A 19,814-nucleotide genomic window follows, 5' to 3' on the forward strand; every position below is an offset into this window, starting at 1 on the left:
TCAGCTGCGTTACAAATTTTATAATTTTTTAAATTTCGGGTAATAATAAAAGCTTACTACCTTTACACTCATGGAAAAGAAGATTTCAAACGACCCTTTGCACGGTGTTACACTTAAGAAAATCCTTGAAGACCTTGTCGGGTTTTATGGTTTTGATAAATTGGGTGAACTTATAAATATACGATGTTTTAATGTTAACCCAACGATCAACTCCAGCCTTACCTTTTTACGCAAAACCGACTGGGCACGTAAAAAGGTTGAGGAACTTTATGTAAGGACATTGCCTAAGTTAGAAAACGACCGTTAGGCTTCGGCAATTCCTTTCCATTTTTTTATCATAATGGTGAAAAAGTACATATAGACGATTATAAGTATAAGGTTTATGAATAACATAATACCCAGATATTCTGAGAGCCATGTATAGAATGGATGCTCAACAGTTATATACTCATCATGAACATTCCTATAAGATGTATTTAATGAGTCTGCATAATCATAAACTATAAAGTAAGATACAGGTAACAAAAAAGGAAGCAACCATATCAGGATGTTAAGTACAATAGCTGATTTACTCTTTGCTTTTTTTCTTAAAGTTATAAAATAATAAGCCAGCAATACCAAAACAATTACAACCCATATAGCCAAGAATAAATGTTCGTTATTTATTATGAGATTGTAATCGGTATTCCTGTGTATAACTTTTGTAATTATAATGGATAGAAGAGAAGTTATGATTACTACTATTCCTCCTGCTATACCTGCTATCAGCCAGCTTTTGCCGGAGGTTACTCTGAATGAGAACAAAAGCATTGACATGCCTATGGCAAAATAAATAACTCCTGCCCAAACGGCTGCGTTAGCATCAGGGTTCGTCCAGGCCTTTGACATTGCTCCATAAGCTGTTTTTAATTTGTCATTGGAGACATAATATTTCGGAAAATAGGTGGTGTCCTCTTCAGTGATTTTTCTAATGTTCATGGTGAGATCTATACCTTTACCATTACCATAATAAACAGATTCTTCGCTATATTCATCGTAATTCCTGTCAAGGTCATACGCATAAACAGGATTGCGGGAATCATTGCCAATAATCATATAATTATTAAAATTGGGGTAGTTGTATACAAGCTCAAGCCACTGCTCACTATTTATGCTACTTTGCAGCGAATGTTCTTTCAATAAACCCATATACTCCTTAAAAGTCTTGCAAACAGAATCTTTTTTGTTATTAATCAGCCATCTCCTTATCTTACGTAATGTTATAGAATCTTTAGCACGTTCCTGCAGTGAAAAGGTTTCCATAGTCTTGTTCAGGAGCGATCCAAACTGATAGGTTTTGCCATCGTAGATGAAATTTTTTCTTCTGATTTTTTTGTCTTTAATAATAGTATCCTGAGACCTTTCGTAACCTCCATCAATAAATATTGAGGCTTTAGAAATTACGTCCAGCCTTCTTATCAATTCTTCCTTTTCATAATAGTTTCTCGCCCTCAGTTCATAGGCATACATAAAACTAACAATATAAGAACAGTTTATAATGCATAATATTAATATCAGTATCCATTCTTTAAACAAAGAAGCCTTTTTTTTGGGATAAAATGTTTTAAAAGCATTGTTACGGATGTAAAAGACTATCCATAGAATCAGTACAATGGAGGATAATATGATGGCGAGAAAAACTACGCTCTCAGGCATAGTATCATTGAAACGATACGAATCTACTGTTTTTGTATAATCTATTTTACCATCTACATAACCACTTATAAAAAACAGGATATTGATAAGTACAGTTATAATAAATACAGGAACAAATTTAATGTTCCATAAAAGTGGATGGTTGAGTAGCAGGTAATTTTGAATTTTTTTAAGCATGGAGGAGACAGTTATGATACAAAAAAGCGTCTTGTTGAATTTGATATGTTTCTCATGTAGGATAATGGGATGTTGTTTTTTATAACAGTTCCCATAAATTCATTCATGGTAACAGAGCTTTTAAATGTTGCAATATAAGTGCCACCGTTAAACTGAAGGTTTATCAGGCCGGCATCTTTCAATATATTATTCAGTTTAGCTTGACTCCATTCACTATCGAATTCGATTACGAAATGTTTTTCCTGTATTTCGTCGTGCGAATCTTTAGAATGCAGGTTCTTTTGTTTACCCTGTTTTAAGAATACTACCTGATCAGATGTTTTTTCTACCTCGTAAAGCTGTTGAGAACTCAGGATGATACCAACGGGTCTAAATGGTGATTTAGCAATAGCCCTAAAATCCTCGAGTACAGTTTGCTGTGCCAGTATATCAAGATTTGCAAGAGGTTCATCTATTAATAGCACTCTTGGTTTTCTTAATAACATACGGGCAAGTTCAAATCTCATTTTATAACCGGATGACAAATCTTTCCATTTATGAAGTCTGAATTTTCGTAATCCAAGTCGGGCAATAATAAGTTCAACAATCAAATTGTTTTCCTGAGGGGAGTAGCCATAACTCGCTGCTATAAAAACGAGGTTTTCATACATCGATCCCTGCCAGGTGTCATTACGCTGAGGGATATATACTAGTTTGGTTCTCAGGTCATATGTGTCATCATATGCAAAATTGTAATCAATATTTCCGGATGTAGCATAAAGCTCGCCACATAGTAATCTTAATAGTGTAGTCTTTCCGTTTCCGTTCTCACCAACAAGGCCTATAATATCTCCTTCATAAAGATCAAGGTCTATAGGGCCTAAAGCGAAAGAAGCTGAATATTTCTTAGAGAGTTGAGATGCGGAGAGAATTTTTTCTTTTGATTTAACCTTTTTTGCAGATAATGCTTCATACAATTCAGTCAAAAGTGAATTCAGTTTTTTACTGATTTCAGCACTATTTTCATTTGCATCCAGCCAATTGAGTAATGCATTTGCTTTACGATAGTATGAAATTTCCTGAGTGTCAAGCGTAAAGTCTATGATTCGTTTTGTGGCTAAGGTATAGTCTTCGAACTTGATGAGGCTTTGGGCTTCTTCAAAACTTTTTTGAAAATCGGTCATAATTGGTTGTTAGATTTTCAAATGTATTAAAGAAGTTCTTACAAAAACAAAAAATCTTCCCTGAGGAAGATCTTTTGTTCTATTCTGTGACTGTAATGGTTCTCGTTATTTTTGGATTTGCTTCTACTCCGGTTAAAAAGTTCAACTCATAACTTCCGGGAGTGGTTGCTGTAAAAATATACGGAACTGTTACTGCAGTGTCTGTTGCAGGGCACTGGCAGCCTTCATAATCTACTAAGACTTTTATGTCTTTAGGAAAGTCTTGCCCTGTGATGGTTTGTGTTTCTGTAAATTTATTGAATGTACCACATGTTCCTAAAGGGATATAAGATACATTTAAAGTTATAGGAGTGTTTACGGTAGTAGCACTAGGTCCAGTTACTCCTGTAATTCCTGTATACTGTGAAGTAAAACAATATTGTTCTTTATCATCCAGTGAGCATGCTCCTCCTATTGAAGCTACTATTATCAGTAGCGTGATGAATTTTAATTTCATTGTTTTCATTGTTTAATGTTTTTTAATAGATGTAAAGCTCCTTTGTCGGTTGCGTTACACAAAACAAATTTAACGTAATATTTCAATTGAGAAACCAGCATTATATTCTTTACCCGTAGCAAGTAATACGATTCCCTCTTTATCTTCAAGTTTACCTGTAGATGTAGATGAGTCAGAATATCCCTGCCAAGGCTCGATGCACAAAAACGGTGCGTTAGCTTTAGTCCAGATGCCTAAGTGTGGAAAGTCATGGAAATTCACATTTAGGAATGGAGTATCCAACTTATTTAGAGTAATTTTTTTTGAAATCAATGTCTTAAAAATAAGAGCGTCGTTTTCAAAAAGTTTATGCGATAGCACCAGTTTATTCTTGTCTGACTCAATTTTGACAGTCTTTTCGGAAACAAGGTCGTTTTCAAGCTGGCTGCTTATAAGTCCTTCTTCTTTTTCAAAAGTAAGGCTGTAATCTTCAAAATTTCCCGGTAATGCAAATGCCGGGTGTGCCCCTAAAGCAAAAAGCTGTATTTTGTCGCCTAAGTTTTTTACGGTATAATCAAGATGCAGGGTCTTTTCTTTTAATGTGTATTTTAGCTCAAGCTCAAAAGTAAAAGGGTATTGTTTCAGGGTTTCCTCATTCGATGAAAATGAAAAAACAACACTTCTGCTGTCACGTTCTTTTACTACAAAATGATTATCGCGTGCAAAGCCGTGGCGGGTCATGTTGTAATCATTCCCTTCGTAAGTGTAGGTGTTATCCTTTAGGGTTCCTACAATAGGGAATAGGATGGGAGAATGTTTGCCCCAAAACTCAGGATTGCCTTCCCATATATATTCATTTGAGCTGTCTTTTAAAGAAATGAGTTCTGCGCCTAAAGGATTAATGGTTGCGGTAAGAAACTCGTTTGTAATAGTAACGTTCATGATATTTTAGAGTGCTATTGGTCTTTTTTCAGCCAGTGCTTTTATTTTTTGCGAGGCCGTTTCGCCAAAGGTAACACTTGCGTCATAATATTTAATGCCTTCAGATAAAATAGCGAAATCGCCTATCTCTACCCCAAGCCAGGTATGGCCATCATCATCAACTGATAATGTATAGGTATAACCTATATCTGTAATACTTTCGTCATTCCATGCGGGAACATAGAGTGAGTACTTTAATTTCTTATTAATGGCCAGTTCTATCACCCTTAGTGTGGAATAGCCGGGCCACTCAATAACTGTCATAGGGTGAATCTGAAAATCGCCAAAATTTTCCGGGAGTTTATCCCATTTACGGATATACTCAGGTTTTGTAAGCACTTCCCATACCCGTGTGACGGAAGCATCAATGCGAATGTTGTTCTTTACAATAAGTGATTTCATAGCTTTATTTTTTAGTTGAATTATAAAACTACAAAAAGCAAATAGCTAAAAACAGATGATTAACAGGGTTTTAATTTTTCTCTGACAGGAATTCTAATACTCTCTTGTCAACATCTTCGGTTCTGTCTATTGTAAGGAAATGACCTGCCGATTCTACAACTGCTCCCTGAGCTTCTGGAATTTTATCTCCGGCTATTTTTACAATTTCAATTGAATTTAAAATGTCGTGATCGCCAACCAACACCAACACAGGGAGGTCGAGGCTTTTAAGTTCATCATCACTGAAAGGTGTCATGGATAAAAGTTCAAGTTTGGTCCTGCTGTATTTATTGCCAAGATACATTTGGTTTTTTAACTTAGGATCTACCTTTTCGGGATATAGTGAAAAATTGTCAATAAGCTTTTTCAGCCGTTTTTTGGAAGGTGCAATTTTAAAATTAGCAGCATTAATAAGATCAGAGTCCATACTGATCATTTTAAATGTTTGTACCGGTGCTAATAAAACAAGTTTTTTTATTCTTTCCTTATGATGAATCGTATATAAGGTGCTCAGCCAGCCTCCTCGTGATGTGCCTACAAGGTTAATGTTGTTTATTTCTAAAGCATTGAAAATCTCTTCATACCATTGAACAATCTCATCATGGTTAAGGTTTTTATTTTCCTTTAAAGACGATTTACCTACCTCCATAATGTAATCAATTGCATACACACGATAGTTTTTACTGTAATCCTTAATATTTGGATACCACATTGTTGAGGTGGCATCCATGCCATGAAGTAATACTAACGGCTCTGCATTGGCAGGGCCGCTTACTATTACATGGGCAGTACCGAATGAGGTAGGAATATCTTTCTCTGTGTAGGGGACCGGCCAAAGTGTGAGGCTGCTGTTGTAGGCATTAATATATTTTTGCTCTTCATTTCTGTTTTTAAAGAGAGCATGGTTACTTTTCTCTTTACCCGCAGCGCAGCCTAATAGTATAAAGAGAGAAAAAACAGATATAAAGCAGAGAACAGGATTAAGCTTCATCTTTGGTAGTTTTAACAAGACCAATGCCTGAGATGAAAAATAGTAATCCTAAAACACCATAAATAATTGTTGTTTTGATATTTTGCTCAGCTGTTGAGGTATTGGCAAAAATGTACGCTGCATAAACAAGACTAACAACCCCCAGTATCGTTAGTATAGCTCCAAAGATTCTTTTTAAGTTCATTTTGTATAGGTTTTGAATATTTATATGCAAAGTTTGTTTTTTAATAATAAATCATTATTATGTTTAGAAAAACATTAACATCATTATTGTTTAATTGATTTTTTACTTGTAAAACGTCAATGTTTTAAGGATTACGATTGGTGTGTAAAACAATAATTACAAAATAAATCTTAATCAAAAGTTATTTAGTCATAAAGTTCTATACTATAACATTTTAAATTCTGAAATTTGATAGAGAATTTGAAAGGAAGTCCATTTATAACACTTTACATGTATGAAACCAATCTACTATCTTTTTGTATTAGCGGCTCTGTTTTTTGCTGGGTATTTTGTCATAAACGACTTTACTTTTGATAATGTTAGTTTTAGCAGCTACCTGATCAATACATTGTTTATTTTGTTGTTGTCTTGTGTGTTTTTTGCAATTGTTGGATATGTTCTGGCTGTAAAGCGAAAACATAAAACAAAAGGTGTAATGACTATAAGGCAATACTACCAATATAAGAGTGCCCGTTAAAATCGAGGGCATTAAAAGAGAAGCCCCGCATCATGCTGGGCTTCTTGATTTATATAAATTCTTGAGTTCTATTATTTGTTAACTAAATCGCTTTGGTTTCTGAAAACCAATTGTCCATCAAAACTGTCGAGCAGTATAATACTGTCAGTAGTTACTTTGCCGGAAAGTATTTGTTTCGACAATTCGTTCATTACTTCTTTTTGGATAACACGTTTTACAGGACGTGCACCAAAGTCAGGATCATAACCTTTTTTAGAAAGGTATTCAATGGCTTCCGGTGTAGCATCCAGCGTAATGTTTTGCTGTGCCAGAAGTTTTGTAACCGACTTGATTTGTAAGCCTACAATCTCTTTAATATTATCATTACTTAAAGGGGTAAACATTACGATATCGTCTATACGGTTTATGAACTCAGGGCGTACTGTTTGTTTCAGTAATCCAAGTACTTCTGTTTTGGCTGCTTCTATTGCTGCTTCAACATTCCCTTTCAGGTTCTCGAATTTCTCCTGAATAATACCACTACCCATATTTGAGGTCATAATGATGATAGTGTTCTTAAAGTCAGCAACACGTCCTTTGTTATCAGTAAGACGTCCTTCATCCAATACCTGTAATAGTATATTGAAGGTGTCCGGGTGCGCTTTTTCGATCTCATCAAGCAATACTACAGAGTAAGGTTTTCTTCTCACGGCTTCTGTTAATTGGCCGCCTTCATCATAACCAACATATCCCGGAGGCGCACCTACTAATCGGCTTACACTGTGGCGTTCCTGATATTCGCTCATATCTATACGGGTCATAGCATTTTCATCATCAAACAGGTAAGAAGCAAGTGCTTTGGCAAGTTCTGTTTTACCTACCCCTGTAGTTCCCAGGAACAGGAATGAACCAATAGGTTTCTTTTGATCCTGTAATCCGGCGCGGCTACGTCTCACTGCATCACTCACGGCTTCAATCGCTTCTTCCTGACCAACTACACGTTTATGCAGTTCAGCTTCAAGATTAAGTAATTTTTCGCGTTCACCCTGTAGCATTTTAGTTACCGGTATTCCGGTCCACTTTGCCACTACTTCAGCGATATCCTCTCGGGTTACTTCTTCTTTGATTAGAGTTTGCCCTTTTTGAGTTTCCTGAAGTTGTTGTTCCATTTGATGAAGTTTTTCTTCAGTATCTTTTATTTTTCCGTAACGAAGCTCAGCAACCTTACCATAGTTTCCTTCACGTTCGGCGCGTTCAGCTTCGAGCTTAAAGTTCTCAATTTCGGTTTTCGCAGCCTGAATGTTGTCAACCACATCCTTTTCGCTTTTCCAACGAGCATAAATTTCATTGCGTTCTTCTTTCAGGTTGGCAAGGTCAAGCCCGAGGGATTTTAGTTTGCTTTCGTCGTTTTCACGCTTAATAGCTTCGATCTCGATCTCAAGCTGCATTATCCTTCTGTCAAGAACGTCGAGTTCTTCTGGTTTCGAGTTTATCTCCATGCGCAGTTTAGAAGCCGCTTCGTCCATAAGGTCGATAGCTTTATCCGGAAGGAAACGGTTGGTTATATAACGTTGCGATAATTCTACCGCAGCAATTATAGCTTCATCTTTAATGCGCACCTGGTGATGGGTTTCATATTTCTCTTTAATACCACGAAGGATGGATACAGCGCTTTCGGTATCCGGCTCATCAACCATAACCTTTTGGAAACGACGTTCCAGTGCTTTGTCTTTCTCGAAGTATTTTTGATACTCGTCAAGAGTAGTTGCGCCTATAGCGCGTAGCTCCCCACGGGCAAGTGCTGGTTTCAGGATGTTTGCAGCATCCATGGCACCATCTCCACCACCTGCACCTACAAGGGTGTGGATCTCATCAATAAAAAGGACGATATCACCTTCGGCTGAGGTTACTTCTTTCACAACCGATTTAAGACGCTCTTCAAACTCACCTTTATATTTGGCACCTGCAATAAGCGCACCCATGTCAAGAGAGTATACTACTTTGTCTTTTAGGTTTTCAGGTACGTCACCCTGAATGATACGGTGTGCTAATCCCTCAGCAATTGCAGTTTTACCAACACCTGGTTCACCTACAAGCATAGGGTTATTCTTGGTACGGCGTGAAAGTATTTGCAGTACGCGGCGAATTTCCTCATCACGACCAATAACCGGGTCAAGTTTACCATCGTTGGCTAACTGATTCAGGTTTTTAGCATATTTGTTTAGCGAGTTGTAGGTTTCTTCAGCACTGGCTGATGTTACTCTTTCGCCTTTGCGAAGCTCATCAATAGCAGCTTTAAGCGCTTTTTCGGTTACGCCCTGGTCTTTTAGTATTTGGGATACTTTGCTTTTTGAAGCAAAGATGGCTAACAGTAAATGCTCGATAGAAACGAATTCGTCGTTCATCTTACGGGCAATGTTAGAAGCTTCGTTTAAAGCTGTAGAAGCTTCACGTGAAATTCCCATTTCGCCACCCTGTACTTTAGGGAAGCTCTGAAGTGTGCTGTCCAATATCTGGGTGAACAGTTGTAAGTTTACGTTAAGCTTTTTAAGAAGGAAAGGAGTAACATTCTCATCTACCTCTAAAATAGCTTTAACTATATGTTCGTTTTCAATTTGCTGATGGCCAAAACTTTGGGCAATTTGCTGTGCCCTTTGTATGGCTTCCTGTGATTTTATAGTAAAATTGGCAAAGTTCATATCTTAATTTTTTTAAATTTGATAAGAATGTTTCAATTTATGTTCCAGTATGTAAAATCTGACGAATTGTCGGTTTTTGGGCTAAAAAGTGTAAAATTAACAGACAAAATGTCTTAAATGTGTCAAAATGAGTGTATTCGGTAAATTATTCGGCGATTCTAACAGTAAAGATAACCCAACTTCAAATATAGATTGGAACGATTTAACAGAACTAAAACAATTGGATGAGATTGTATCGGAGTCAGCTTCAGTTCCTGTTGTTATTTTCAAACATAGTACCCGTTGCGGTATCAGTCGTATGGCATTGAAAAATTTTGAAGGGCATTATTCCATTGATGCTGAAAATGCCAAACCTTATTTTCTTGATCTCTTAGCGCATAGGGATATATCAAATGAAGTTGCTTCCCGTTTTGATGTGGTTCATCAATCTCCTCAATTGATTCTTATAAAAAATGGAAAAGCTGTTTATACTGTTTCGCATAGCGATATTGATGCAGTTGAACTAAAGGAGAGAGTAACTGTTTAATGGGGATTATAGCTAAGCATCCTGGGCATTATTATCTCGATTATCAGTCAGAACCAATAACAGAATGGACTGATTTGATTTCTCTTGAACAGCTTGAAGGAATCATAGATGAATCGTATAGTATTACTATAGTTATTTTCAAACATAGTACCCGCTGTGATATGAGCAGTGCGCTACTGAAGAATTTCGAAAGGCGTTATAATGCTGAGGATACTATTCCTAAACCTTATTTTTTAGACCTTATTGCCCATCGCGATATATCTAACGAAATAGAATTGCGTTTTGATATTAAGCATGAATCGCCCCAGGTAATTTTTGTAAAGGATGGGGTAGTGGTGAAGCATGCTTCACATAGGGAGATTGTAGAAATTGAATTTAGCATATAAAAAAGAAACGCCCCGTTTTAGCGGGGCGTTTCAATTTTTATTTCTTTTCGAATGGAGGAAGAAGCTTACTGCATACTTCACCAAATCCGATTCTTACAGTATCATTCTGGCAATAACCTCTCATAATAACGGTATCACCGTCATTAATGAATTTACGCTCGCTGCCGTCTTTCATCTGGATAGGGTTTTTACCACCCCAGGTAAGCTCAAGCATCGATCCGTAGCTGTCAGGAGTAGGCCCGGAGATAGTTCCGCTACCCATTAGGTCACCACTATTTACACGGCATCCATTTATTGTATGGTGTGCTAATTGCTGTGCCATACTCCAGTACATGTACTTGAAGTTTGAGTTAGATATAACAGTTTCTTCAGCATTTTCCGGTTCAATAGCCACCTGAAGGTTAATGTCGAATGAATGAGCACCTTTTTGCTGTAGGTATTCTAATGGCTTAGGCTCCTCCTGAGAAGGACCTTCTACACGGAACGGCTCTAAAGCATCAAGAGTAACGATCCAAGGCGATATTGATGAAGCAAAGTTCTTAGCTAGGAATGGCCCAAGTGGAACATACTCCCATTTTTGGATATCACGTGCACTCCAGTCGTTAAAAAGTACTAAACCAAAGATGTGTTCTTCTGCATCCTCAACAGAAACAGGCTCACCCATAATGTTAGCATCTGTAGTGATGAAAGCCATTTCTAGTTCAAAATCTACGAGTTTTGAAGGGCCAAATACCGGTTGTGTTTCACCATTTGGCAATGTTTGTCCCAAAGGACGGTGTACCGGAATACCTGAAGGGATAATCGTAGACGATCTTCCGTGGTAACCTACAGGCAGGTGAAGCCAGTTTGGTAATAATGCATTTGCCGGGTCACGGAACATCATGCCTACATTGGTAGCATGCTCACGGCTTGAGTAAAAGTCAGTATAATCGCCGATAAGTACCGGAAGCTGCATTTCTACATCCTGCACGTTAAAGATTACTATTGATTTATGATCTTCGTTATCTCTAAGTTTAGGGTTGTTGGTGTCAAAAAGTTCAGCGATACGGTTACGCACCAGCCTCCATGTTTTTTTTCCGTCTGAAATGAAATCATTTAGGGTATCCTGCATGAACATATCATCGGTAAGGTCTATCCCTTCAAAGTAATTTAACTGCTGAAGAGCCCCAAGATCAATAGCATAATCGCCTATTCTTGTGCCTATGGTTACTACATCTTCTTTAGTTATAAAAACACCAAAAGGGATGTTTTGTATAGGGAAATCGCTGTCTTTAGGAACGTTAAGCCAGGATTTTCTTGATGGATCATTTGCTGTAAGCGCCATATTTTGTTATGTTTTTTTTGTTTTATTGAATAGTCAAATATAGTTTGGACATTCATTTTACCAAACGTTTTTTGTACTTTTGACGACAAATTAACGAAAAATTATACAATGCAACGCGACGAACAAATTTTCGACCTTATTCTTGAGGAACAAGACAGGCAAATTCACGGTTTGGAACTTATCGCATCAGAAAACTTTGTAAGCGACCAGGTTATGGAAGCTGCGGGTTCTGTGCTAACTAACAAATATGCCGAGGGCTACCCAGGCAAAAGGTATTACGGAGGCTGCGAAGTGGTTGACGTAATTGAGCAGATTGCTATTGACAGGGCTAAAGCGCTTTTTGGGGCTGAGTATGCTAACGTACAGCCTCACTCTGGTTCTCAGGCTAATGCTTCTGTTTACCATGCTTTCCTTAAGCCTGGTGATAAAATTTTAGGTTTTGATCTTGCTCACGGCGGACACCTTACGCATGGTTCTCCTGTTAACTTCTCAGGAAGACTTTATAATGTTGTGTCTTATGGAGTAGAAAAAGAGACCGGTCGTCTTAACTATGATACAATTCAGGAAATTGCTACCAAAGAACAGCCAAAACTTATTATTGCAGGAGCTTCTGCTTACTCTCGTGATATGGATTTTGAGCGTTTCAGAAAAATCGCTGACAGCGTAGGGGCTTTCCTTTTTGCTGATATCTCTCACCCTGCGGGTCTTATTGCTAAAGGCCTTATGAATGACCCAATTCCTCATTGCCACGTTGTAACTACAACTACGCACAAGACCCTTCGTGGTCCAAGAGGTGGTCTTATCCTTATGGGCAAAGATTTCCCTAACCCATTTGGTCTTACAACACCAAAAGGAGAAGTAAGAATGATGTCTTCACTTCTCGATCTTGCTGTATTCCCAGGAAATCAGGGTGGTCCATTAGAGCACATCATCGCAGCTAAGGCGGTTGCTTTTGGTGAGGCACTATCTGATGAGTTCTTTACTTATGCAAGACAGATACAGAAAAATGCTCAGGCTATGGCTGCGGCATTTGTTAAGCGCGGGTATGATATCATTTCAGGAGGGACTGATAACCATATGATGCTTATCGACCTTAGAAATAAAAACATTTCAGGTAAGGATGCTGAAAATGCACTTGTAAAAGCAGAGATTACAGTAAACAAAAACATGGTTCCGTTTGATGACAAATCACCGTTTGTAACTTCAGGTATCCGTGTGGGTACTGCAGCTATTACTACACGTGGACTTGTTGAATCTGATATGGAAACTATTGTTGACATGATTGACCGTGTTATTTTAGATCCTGCTAATGAAGAACTTCTTGAGCAGGTAGCTGATGAGGTTAACGAAATGATGAGCGAAAGACCGATATTTGTATTCTAATATCAGTTTCAGATATATTAAAATCCCGTTCGCTACAGCGAACGGGATTTTTTGTTTTGTTAAAATACTTTTAACAGGAAAAAGGTTTTCATAATTTTAAGTTGCAACTTAAAATCAATTATTTATGAAAACTATTTATATAACTGTTCTTCTGTTGGTAAGTGTATTTTGTAATGCTCAAACTTTTGGATCAACTGCGTTGGATGTAAAAGGTAATTATAATCCGTCTATGGAAGTTACCGGACAATGGCTAAAGAAAGGTAGCTATGATGTAGGAATGTCATTTGAAAAAACTCCTAAGGGGCTGAGTGATGCAACTGCTCTGGTGCAGCGCATGCTTGAAGAGAACGATATGTCGATTCAAAATCCGGATATATATAACAGCATTGAAGGAAAAGATATAACGGCTAATAACAATAACAAAACGCCTGACAGTATGAATAAATCAATACAAAAAGGAAATTCAAAAATAAACCTTGCCTGGAAAGCTATAGAGGGTTCAGTGCTTCAGCTTTTATTGAGCAAAGATGCGTATGAGGTTACTGTTTTAAATGCATACAAACAATAGGGATGGTATAGAAACGGAGTTGTATATGTGTAAAAATAAAAAAGACCCGTGAGTGGAAGCCCCTGGGTCTTTAAACTATCAACCTTTGTAACATGGTTAATAGTGAGCTGCAAATGTACATCGCATATTTCGTAAAGCCTAATAAATAGGCTTTTTATTTTACGATAATATCATATTTATCTAACAGGCCTTTTAATCCTGCCTGAGAGAATATCGCTTTTTTAAGCTTATTGCGTTCAGGATCAATAGAAAAGTTGTAGCTGGTTGTAAAATCAGCCTTATTGGCTATTGAATCAATAAATACAGCTTTGTGCATGTTACAGTTGTCAAACATCACTCCGGTAAGGTCTGTACTCATAAAATCTACAGCTATAAGACTACAATTTGTGAAAGTAGTACCTTTAATTTTTAAAGTATAAAATTTCGCATAGTCTAACTGGCAGTCTTTAAATTCAATTTCAAAAAGCAACGGATCTACCATTGAGAAATTTACACCGTTAAAATCACAGTCGGTAAATAAAGCTCCTCTAAAAGCAACGTAGTTTATTTTAGCTTCATAAAAATTACAGCCGGAAAAAGTACAATCTATAAAAGCTACACCGGTAAAATTACAGTTTGAAAAATCACAATCTGTAAAAGTACAGCGTTCAAAATCTTTATACATGATTGATTCCTCCTCAAAAGTCACATCATTATACTCATGTGCTATCAAATAATTCTCTGACATAATCTGTTTTTTGATTGGCAAATATCGGTTATAATCAACTTGCATTGGTAAAATTGTATTTTTTAATTTTTTGTTAAATTGATTTTAAAATGTGTTAAATGATTGATAATTAACTAATTTTAAGAGAGATAACCAAAAACCAACCTTTTATGAGAAAAACACTTTTACTTTTTAGTGTACTAATTTCTTTTGCAAGTTATTCGCAAGCTGCAAAAGTAGATTCTGTCGCAGTACTTATTCTAGACAGGATGAGTGATGTAATAGGAGGACTTAATTCCTGTAGTTTTAAGCTCAATGTTTCGCAGGATGTTACAGGAGATATTGGTCTTGAGAAAAAGTTTTCTGACGATGAAGTTATGTTTAAAGGGCCCGATAAGATGCTTGTTCAGCTTAAGGGAGATGATAATCATAAAGGATTTTGGTATAATGGAAGACATTTAGTCTATTACTCATATACTGAAAATAATTATTCTGTTCTTGAGGTGCCATCAACCATTATAGAAACTATAGATGCTGTACATGATGAATACGGAGTCGATTTTCCTGCTTCTGATTTTTTCTATCCAACTTTTGCAGATGATATTCTGGCCGACTTTACTTCAGTTACTTTTTTAGGTAGAAAAACAGTTGACGGAGAGGATTGTTATCATATTTTGGCAGATAGTAAAAACCAAAGCGTTCAGTTATGGATATCAGACGATGCTATGAATTTACCATTACGTTTCCTGGTTATTTATAAAGATAAACCTAATAGTCCTCAGTATATGGGAGTGTTTTCGGACTGGAAAATAAATCCGGATTTACCGGATGCTCTTTTTGATTTTAATGAGCCTCCTTTGGCAACCGAAATTGTTATGCTAAAAAAATCTAACCAATAATCTCATCGGATATGCTTACCATAAATCAACAAATCGTAAAGAAAATAGCTGCCTTTGCAGTAATTCTGATTTTGCTTTCACCGTCAATTGCTGAAGCTCAGAGAATGGGCCGAAGAGGCGGGGGGGGGCGGTGGACGTTCTATGGGTGGTGGATCTAAGCCAGCTATGTCTAGGCCCGCGGGTAATCGAACTATAAATGGTGGTAGTCACCGTTCAACGAACAGAAATTCTTCATTTCAAAACAAGCATACAAATACATCTAACAGAAATAGTGTAGGAAATAATAATAACAGAAATAATAACGGCGGTAACAGAGTATCACATAACAATAATGTTAACAGAGGTAATAATAACAATGTAGGTAATCGTAACTCAGGAAACAGGGTAAATGTGAACCATAGAGGAGGAGATGTTAATGTGAATATTAATAATAACCGTAATACTATAGTACGTTCTAATCATAGAGAGTACCATAGGCCTCCATATCGCTATGGTGGACGTGGATATTATTGTTACAGACCTTATTATTACCATCCTTTTCGTCCTTTTTACTGGGGGCCGGTATGGCATCCGTGGGGCTTCTTTGTAGCTTCACTAGCTACTACAGCTATAATAATTTCAATAGAAAATCAGCAATACCATTATGATCAGGGTGTATATTATGTCCAGGGTAATGGAGGATATACTGTAGTTCAGGCTCCTGTGGGGGCTACAATTAAAGTTTTGCCTGATGGTTACCAGACAGTGACTGTTAATGAAACCACAAACAATTATTATTATGGAGGTACGTATTATGAGAAGTCTGGTGGAGGCTATACCGTAGTTCCTCCAACTGCAGGTACAGTTGTAGAACATTTGCCTGAGGGTGCTGAAGAGGTTAGGGTAGGAGAGCAAACCTATGTTAAATATGGTGATACTTATTATCAGCCTGTTAAGGTTGATGGTAAAAATCAGTATGAGGTTGCTGAAGTAAAAAATGAATAGTTAAAAAAAACTGGTTCCTGGCTATATGCCAATAAAAAAGCATCCGCCCAGGCGGATGCTTTTTCGTGTATAATGAATTTATTGTACTCTGTCTTCAGGTTCAAAATCGGTTTTACATAAAAGTGTTCTGTAGAGTATGCCTCCTGCGATTCCTCCCAGTATTGGAGCTACTATGAAAAGCCATAGTTGCTCTAAAGCCCATCCTTGTACAAAAATGGCCTGGCTGATGCTTCTTGCCGGATTAACCGATGTATTGGTTACAGGGATACTGATCAAGTGTATTAAAGTCAGCGCTAGGCCAATAGCAATACCTGCAAATACTTCTCTGGCACGGTCTTTTTCGGTAGCACCCATGATGATGATGATAAAAATCATCGTCATTATAAACTCTGTAACAAAAGCTGAGGTTAGATTATATCCACCTGGTGAATGTTCTCCATAACCATTTGCTGCAAAAGTGCCTATATCGCTGCCATTACCTGTAGCTATAAGGTAAAGAATTGCAGCACCGGCAATACCTCCTAGTACCTGGGCAATAATGTAAGGTATTACCAGAGAATTTTCTGCACGTCCTCCGGCCCAAAGTCCAATGGTTACTGCAGGATTAAGATGTGCTCCAGATATACGCCCCAGGCCATAAGCAATTGTTAATACAGTTAGTCCAAAAGCAAACGCTACTCCCACAAGACCAATGCCTATAAAGGGTTCTGATTTAAAATTGGCCGCCAAAACGGCACTACCACATCCTCCCAGTACAAGCCAGAAGGTTCCGATGAATTCTGCTGCGAATTTTTTTGTCATAATTTAATTGATTTAGTTTGGTTGAAATTATATAGACAGTGAATAAATTCCTTGTAACAGTAACCGAATAAAAGGGGATAATAGCATTCTTTTTAAGAACATAAGTAGCCTAAAGGAAAAGCCTTGAATTATAGATATACTATTTATAGTAAGCTTTTTGTGAAGCTTAGCTAATTTAATAAAAAAAAGTCAATGATTGGTTTTTTGGTAATTTTACCTGTTTACTACTTGTTTTTAAATTGTGTAGAAGTAATCTTAAATTATTTTTGAAGTTTCAATACTTAATGAAGTAGGAATATTTCTAGGTAGGGTTTTATAATGTTAATTTGTTTAATTAATTGAGTAAAATTATTTCAATATGTGTTTTATTTTAAACAAAAACTAAGTTTTAAGTGATATTATTAAAAGTTAATTTTTTAGAAATAAAAAGTTAATGAAAAAGCTTAGATTTGACATTCTTTTGAAACCTAAATTACCTATTATATTAAGCATGAGTTACTTTTATCGTCCCTATTTGCAAATTTTTGTCCGGAGCCAAATTTTAAATTCATATCGCAACGATTCTTACCAAATCTAAAATAGGCTTATATACTTTCTAAATTACTATTTAAAGTTAATAAATTATGATATTTCATAAAAAGAATATTGAATTTCGAATTTCGCTTTTAGGGATTTTTTTAATTTTTTCTGTATCAGCATTTGCCCAGCTAACTCCATCCTTTATAGGAAGTGCAACTTCTACCGGGACTAACTGTTATACTATAACAACAAATACTCAGTCGAATTCAGGAGCTGCTTGGTACAACAACCCAATTGATTTGTCTCAGGATTTTGACATAGTATTTGATGCTTTTTTTGGAGCAAATGCCGGTGGTGCCGATGGTATGGCGTTTATTTTAAAATCTACAGCTAATCCGGTTTTAGGAGCGGTAGGAGGACAGCTTGGTTATGGAAATTTACCAGAATCCCCATCAATGGCTATTGAGTTTGATACTTATACCAACAGTAACTGGGGTGATCCGGCTTATGACCACATTGCAATTCATAAAGCAGGAAACGTTAGCCACCTTACAAGCGATAATCTGGTGGCACCTGTACAGGCTTCTACAACTTCTACAAATATAAAAGACAACCAACAACATGAGGTGAAAATACTTTGGAGGGCTGCTACCCATACGTTGACAGTAGTTTTTGATTGTCAGGTGCGTATTGTATATGATAACCAGATTATTATTTCTGTTTTTGGAGGTTATCCTACTGTTTATTTTGGTTTTACTGGTTCAACAGGAGCCTTGTCTAATCAACAATCGGTTTGTTTTAAATATCTTTCTTTCTTACCTACCAGTCTTCAGGATCAGACAGTTTGTGAAGGGGAATCAATCAGTAATGTTGATGGTACTATACAAGGGGCTGTAAGCTATCTATGGACGCCAACTACGGGTGTAAGTAACCCTGCTATTGCAAATCCTGTTTTTACCCCAATGGTTACTACTACGTATACACTTACCGTAACTGATAACTGCGGACAAACTTATGTGAGGGACTTTACTGCAACAATACCAGATGTGGAGGTTGCAGACCCAGAAGATCTCGCTGTTTGTGGTGACCCAGCTCAAACAGCCTCATTTAATCTACAGCTTAATGATCCGATAATGAAAGCTCCCCTTGCTGATCCGGGGGAGTATGATATAGAGTATTATGAGTCAATGGATCAGATTAATGATGGAGATCCTATGATTTTTCCTTCAAATAATTATACTGGTTACAATGGACAAATAATCTATGCTAAAGCTGTTGGTTTTTCTACACCTTGTTATGTTGTGAGACCTTTTCAGCTTATTATAAATGATTGTAGTGTTGAGTTACAACCATATGCAGTTCATGCTTGTGAGCCTGCTCCTTATGATGGAGAGGTAATATTTGATCTTACTTCGTATACTGATGAGATGACAGTTGCAAATCCTGTACCTGCATCATATGTGTATTCGTTTTATAATACTCAGGCTGATGCCAACACACAAACAAATCCTATCACAAATCCAACAACCTATTCAGGGCCAACTGAAACCGTTTGGGTAAGATGTGATGATCCTTCAGTTACGATAGGTCCGCCTGCTTTTGATGTTGAGGCACTTTCTTTAGTTGTAGATCCGCAACCGGTACTTGCACCTATTGCTGATCAGTCAGGTTGTGATTCGTATACGCTTACACAGCCTACAGTAGGTAATTATTATACAGGTCCTGGTGGAACAGGTACACAACTTGATCCTCTTATTCCATTAACAACTTCACAGACAGTTTATGTATATGCAGTGAGCGGTACAGCTCCTGATACTTGTACTGATGAAACAAGTTTTAATGTAACAATTTATACATCTCCAACTGTAGAACAAAAAGCAGATGTAGAAGCATGTGATTCATACCAGCTTCCTGCATTAACAACAGGTAACTACTACACAGGAGCTGGTGGAACAGGTACACAACTAAATGCAGGTGATTTTATTACGACAAGCCAGACGATATACATCTATGCCGTAACTGGAGATGCTACTACGGTATGTTCAGATGAGTCAGACTTTGTAGTAACGATAAACAGTGCCCCAACAGTTTCCCCTGCCACCCCGTTAGAGGAGTGCGCAGATAACTTTGACGGCTATGCGTACTTTGACCTTACCCCGGCAGGCGTAGAGATATTAAACGGCCAGAGCGGTCTTACGATCACCTACCACAGCACGCAGGCAGCCGCAGAGTTTGGTGTAAACCCTATTACGGACCCTACGAACTACCACAGTATATTGGGCACGGTCTATGCAAGCGTAGTACAAACAGGTACCACGACCAACTGCCGTTCTGTAGTACCGATCCAGCTGATCGTACACCCACGACCTGCTATCCCGGTGATGACAGCGTATGAGTTATGTGATGACGATACCGA

At 37.3% G+C, this 19,814-nt stretch carries 20 protein-coding genes; 9 read left to right on the plus strand and 11 right to left on the minus strand.

What is annotated here, in order from left to right; all coding sequences use genetic code 11:
- Positions 1-70 precede the first annotated feature (70 nt).
- Entirely contained in the window at positions 71-307 is a 237-nt protein-coding gene (locus DEU42_RS17115) for a VF530 family DNA-binding protein (RefSeq protein WP_114759556.1), read from the plus strand.
- On the opposite strand, the gene DEU42_RS17120 is transcribed toward DEU42_RS17115, so the two are convergent.
- From DEU42_RS17120 to DEU42_RS17150, 7 genes are all read right to left on the minus strand, one after another.
- A complete protein-coding gene (locus DEU42_RS17120) occupies positions 304-1,872 on the minus strand; it encodes a hypothetical protein (protein WP_114759557.1) in 1,569 nt (522 codons plus the stop codon). The genes DEU42_RS17115 and DEU42_RS17120 overlap by 4 nt on opposite strands.
- Positions 1,873-1,883: 11 nt before the next feature.
- Positions 1,884-3,035, minus strand: coding sequence for an ATP-binding cassette domain-containing protein (locus DEU42_RS17125; RefSeq protein ID WP_114759558.1), 1,152 nt, complete (start codon positions 3,033-3,035; stop codon positions 1,884-1,886).
- Positions 3,036-3,114: 79 nt separating this feature from the next.
- The gene (locus tag DEU42_RS17130; RefSeq protein ID WP_114759559.1) at positions 3,115-3,540 is read right to left on the minus strand and encodes a hypothetical protein; all 426 of its coding nucleotides are present in this window, start codon (positions 3,538-3,540) and stop codon (positions 3,115-3,117) included.
- A gap of 60 nt (positions 3,541-3,600) precedes the next feature.
- The gene (locus tag DEU42_RS17135) at positions 3,601-4,452 is read right to left on the minus strand and encodes an aldose 1-epimerase family protein (RefSeq protein WP_114759560.1); all 852 of its coding nucleotides are present in this window, start codon (positions 4,450-4,452) and stop codon (positions 3,601-3,603) included.
- A gap of 6 nt (positions 4,453-4,458) precedes the next feature.
- Positions 4,459-4,893, minus strand: coding sequence for an SRPBCC domain-containing protein (locus DEU42_RS17140; protein ID WP_114759561.1), 435 nt, complete (start codon positions 4,891-4,893; stop codon positions 4,459-4,461).
- A gap of 70 nt (positions 4,894-4,963) precedes the next feature.
- A complete protein-coding gene (locus DEU42_RS17145) occupies positions 4,964-5,923 on the minus strand; it encodes an alpha/beta fold hydrolase (RefSeq protein ID WP_114759562.1) in 960 nt (319 codons plus the stop codon).
- The gene (locus DEU42_RS17150; RefSeq protein WP_114759563.1) at positions 5,913-6,107 is read right to left on the minus strand and encodes a hypothetical protein; all 195 of its coding nucleotides are present in this window, start codon (positions 6,105-6,107) and stop codon (positions 5,913-5,915) included. Before DEU42_RS17150 ends, DEU42_RS17145 begins: the two co-directional genes overlap by 11 nt.
- A 274-nt stretch (positions 6,108-6,381) precedes the next feature.
- Here DEU42_RS17150 and DEU42_RS17155 point away from each other — a divergent pair, with 274 nt between their 5' ends.
- Positions 6,382-6,624 (plus strand): hypothetical protein, encoded by a 243-nt coding sequence (locus DEU42_RS17155; RefSeq protein WP_114759564.1) that lies wholly within the window; start codon positions 6,382-6,384, stop codon positions 6,622-6,624.
- A gap of 71 nt (positions 6,625-6,695) precedes the next feature.
- Here the strand turns inward: DEU42_RS17155 and clpB are convergent, their stop codons facing one another.
- The gene (gene clpB, locus DEU42_RS17160; RefSeq protein ID WP_114759565.1) at positions 6,696-9,302 is read right to left on the minus strand and encodes an ATP-dependent chaperone ClpB; all 2,607 of its coding nucleotides are present in this window, start codon (positions 9,300-9,302) and stop codon (positions 6,696-6,698) included.
- Positions 9,303-9,429: 127 nt separating this feature from the next.
- Here clpB and ytxJ (DEU42_RS17165) point away from each other — a divergent pair, with 127 nt between their 5' ends.
- Positions 9,430-9,828, plus strand: a complete 399-nt coding sequence (gene ytxJ / locus DEU42_RS17165; RefSeq protein ID WP_114759566.1) for a bacillithiol system redox-active protein YtxJ — start codon at positions 9,430-9,432, stop codon at positions 9,826-9,828.
- Positions 9,828-10,214, plus strand: a complete 387-nt coding sequence (gene ytxJ / locus DEU42_RS17170; RefSeq protein ID WP_114759567.1) for a bacillithiol system redox-active protein YtxJ — start codon at positions 9,828-9,830, stop codon at positions 10,212-10,214. Before ytxJ (DEU42_RS17165) ends, ytxJ (DEU42_RS17170) begins: the two co-directional genes overlap by 1 nt.
- A gap of 37 nt (positions 10,215-10,251) precedes the next feature.
- On the opposite strand, the gene fahA is transcribed toward ytxJ (DEU42_RS17170), so the two are convergent.
- Positions 10,252-11,538 (minus strand): fumarylacetoacetase, encoded by a 1,287-nt coding sequence (gene fahA, locus DEU42_RS17175; RefSeq protein ID WP_114759568.1) that lies wholly within the window; start codon positions 11,536-11,538, stop codon positions 10,252-10,254.
- A 108-nt stretch (positions 11,539-11,646) separates the two neighbouring features.
- On the opposite strand from fahA, the gene glyA reads away from it, so the two are divergent.
- The gene (glyA, locus tag DEU42_RS17180) at positions 11,647-12,921 is read left to right on the plus strand and encodes a serine hydroxymethyltransferase (protein WP_114759569.1); all 1,275 of its coding nucleotides are present in this window, start codon (positions 11,647-11,649) and stop codon (positions 12,919-12,921) included.
- 124 nt (positions 12,922-13,045) lie between these two features.
- Positions 13,046-13,489: a hypothetical protein gene (locus DEU42_RS17185; protein ID WP_114759570.1), complete on the plus strand. Its 444-nt coding sequence runs from the start codon at positions 13,046-13,048 to the stop codon at positions 13,487-13,489.
- A gap of 154 nt (positions 13,490-13,643) precedes the next feature.
- Here the strand turns inward: DEU42_RS17185 and DEU42_RS17190 are convergent, their stop codons facing one another.
- Complete coding sequence (locus DEU42_RS17190; protein ID WP_114759571.1) at positions 13,644-14,216, minus strand: pentapeptide repeat-containing protein; 573 nt, start codon at positions 14,214-14,216, stop codon at positions 13,644-13,646.
- Between the two features lie 149 nt (positions 14,217-14,365).
- On the opposite strand from DEU42_RS17190, the gene DEU42_RS17195 reads away from it, so the two are divergent.
- On the plus strand, positions 14,366-15,094 hold the full coding sequence (locus DEU42_RS17195; protein ID WP_114759572.1) for a DUF2092 domain-containing protein: 729 nt from the start codon (positions 14,366-14,368) through the stop codon (positions 15,092-15,094).
- 87 nt (positions 15,095-15,181) lie between these two features.
- Positions 15,182-16,078: a DUF6515 family protein gene (locus tag DEU42_RS17200; RefSeq protein WP_199509111.1), complete on the plus strand. Its 897-nt coding sequence runs from the start codon at positions 15,182-15,184 to the stop codon at positions 16,076-16,078.
- 78 nt (positions 16,079-16,156) lie between these two features.
- Here DEU42_RS17200 and aqpZ read toward each other — a convergent pair whose 3' ends face one another.
- Positions 16,157-16,879, minus strand: a complete 723-nt coding sequence (gene aqpZ, locus DEU42_RS17205; protein WP_114759573.1) for an aquaporin Z — start codon at positions 16,877-16,879, stop codon at positions 16,157-16,159.
- A gap of 623 nt (positions 16,880-17,502) precedes the next feature.
- Here aqpZ and DEU42_RS17210 point away from each other — a divergent pair.
- Positions 17,503-19,814 (plus strand): L-type lectin-domain containing protein (locus DEU42_RS17210; RefSeq protein WP_255418270.1); only part of this gene is annotated, 2,312 nt, incomplete at its 3' end.

Source organism: Flavobacterium sp. AG291 (genome assembly GCF_003350375.1).
GTDB classification, from domain to species: domain Bacteria; phylum Bacteroidota; class Bacteroidia; order Flavobacteriales; family Flavobacteriaceae; genus Flavobacterium; species Flavobacterium suzhouense.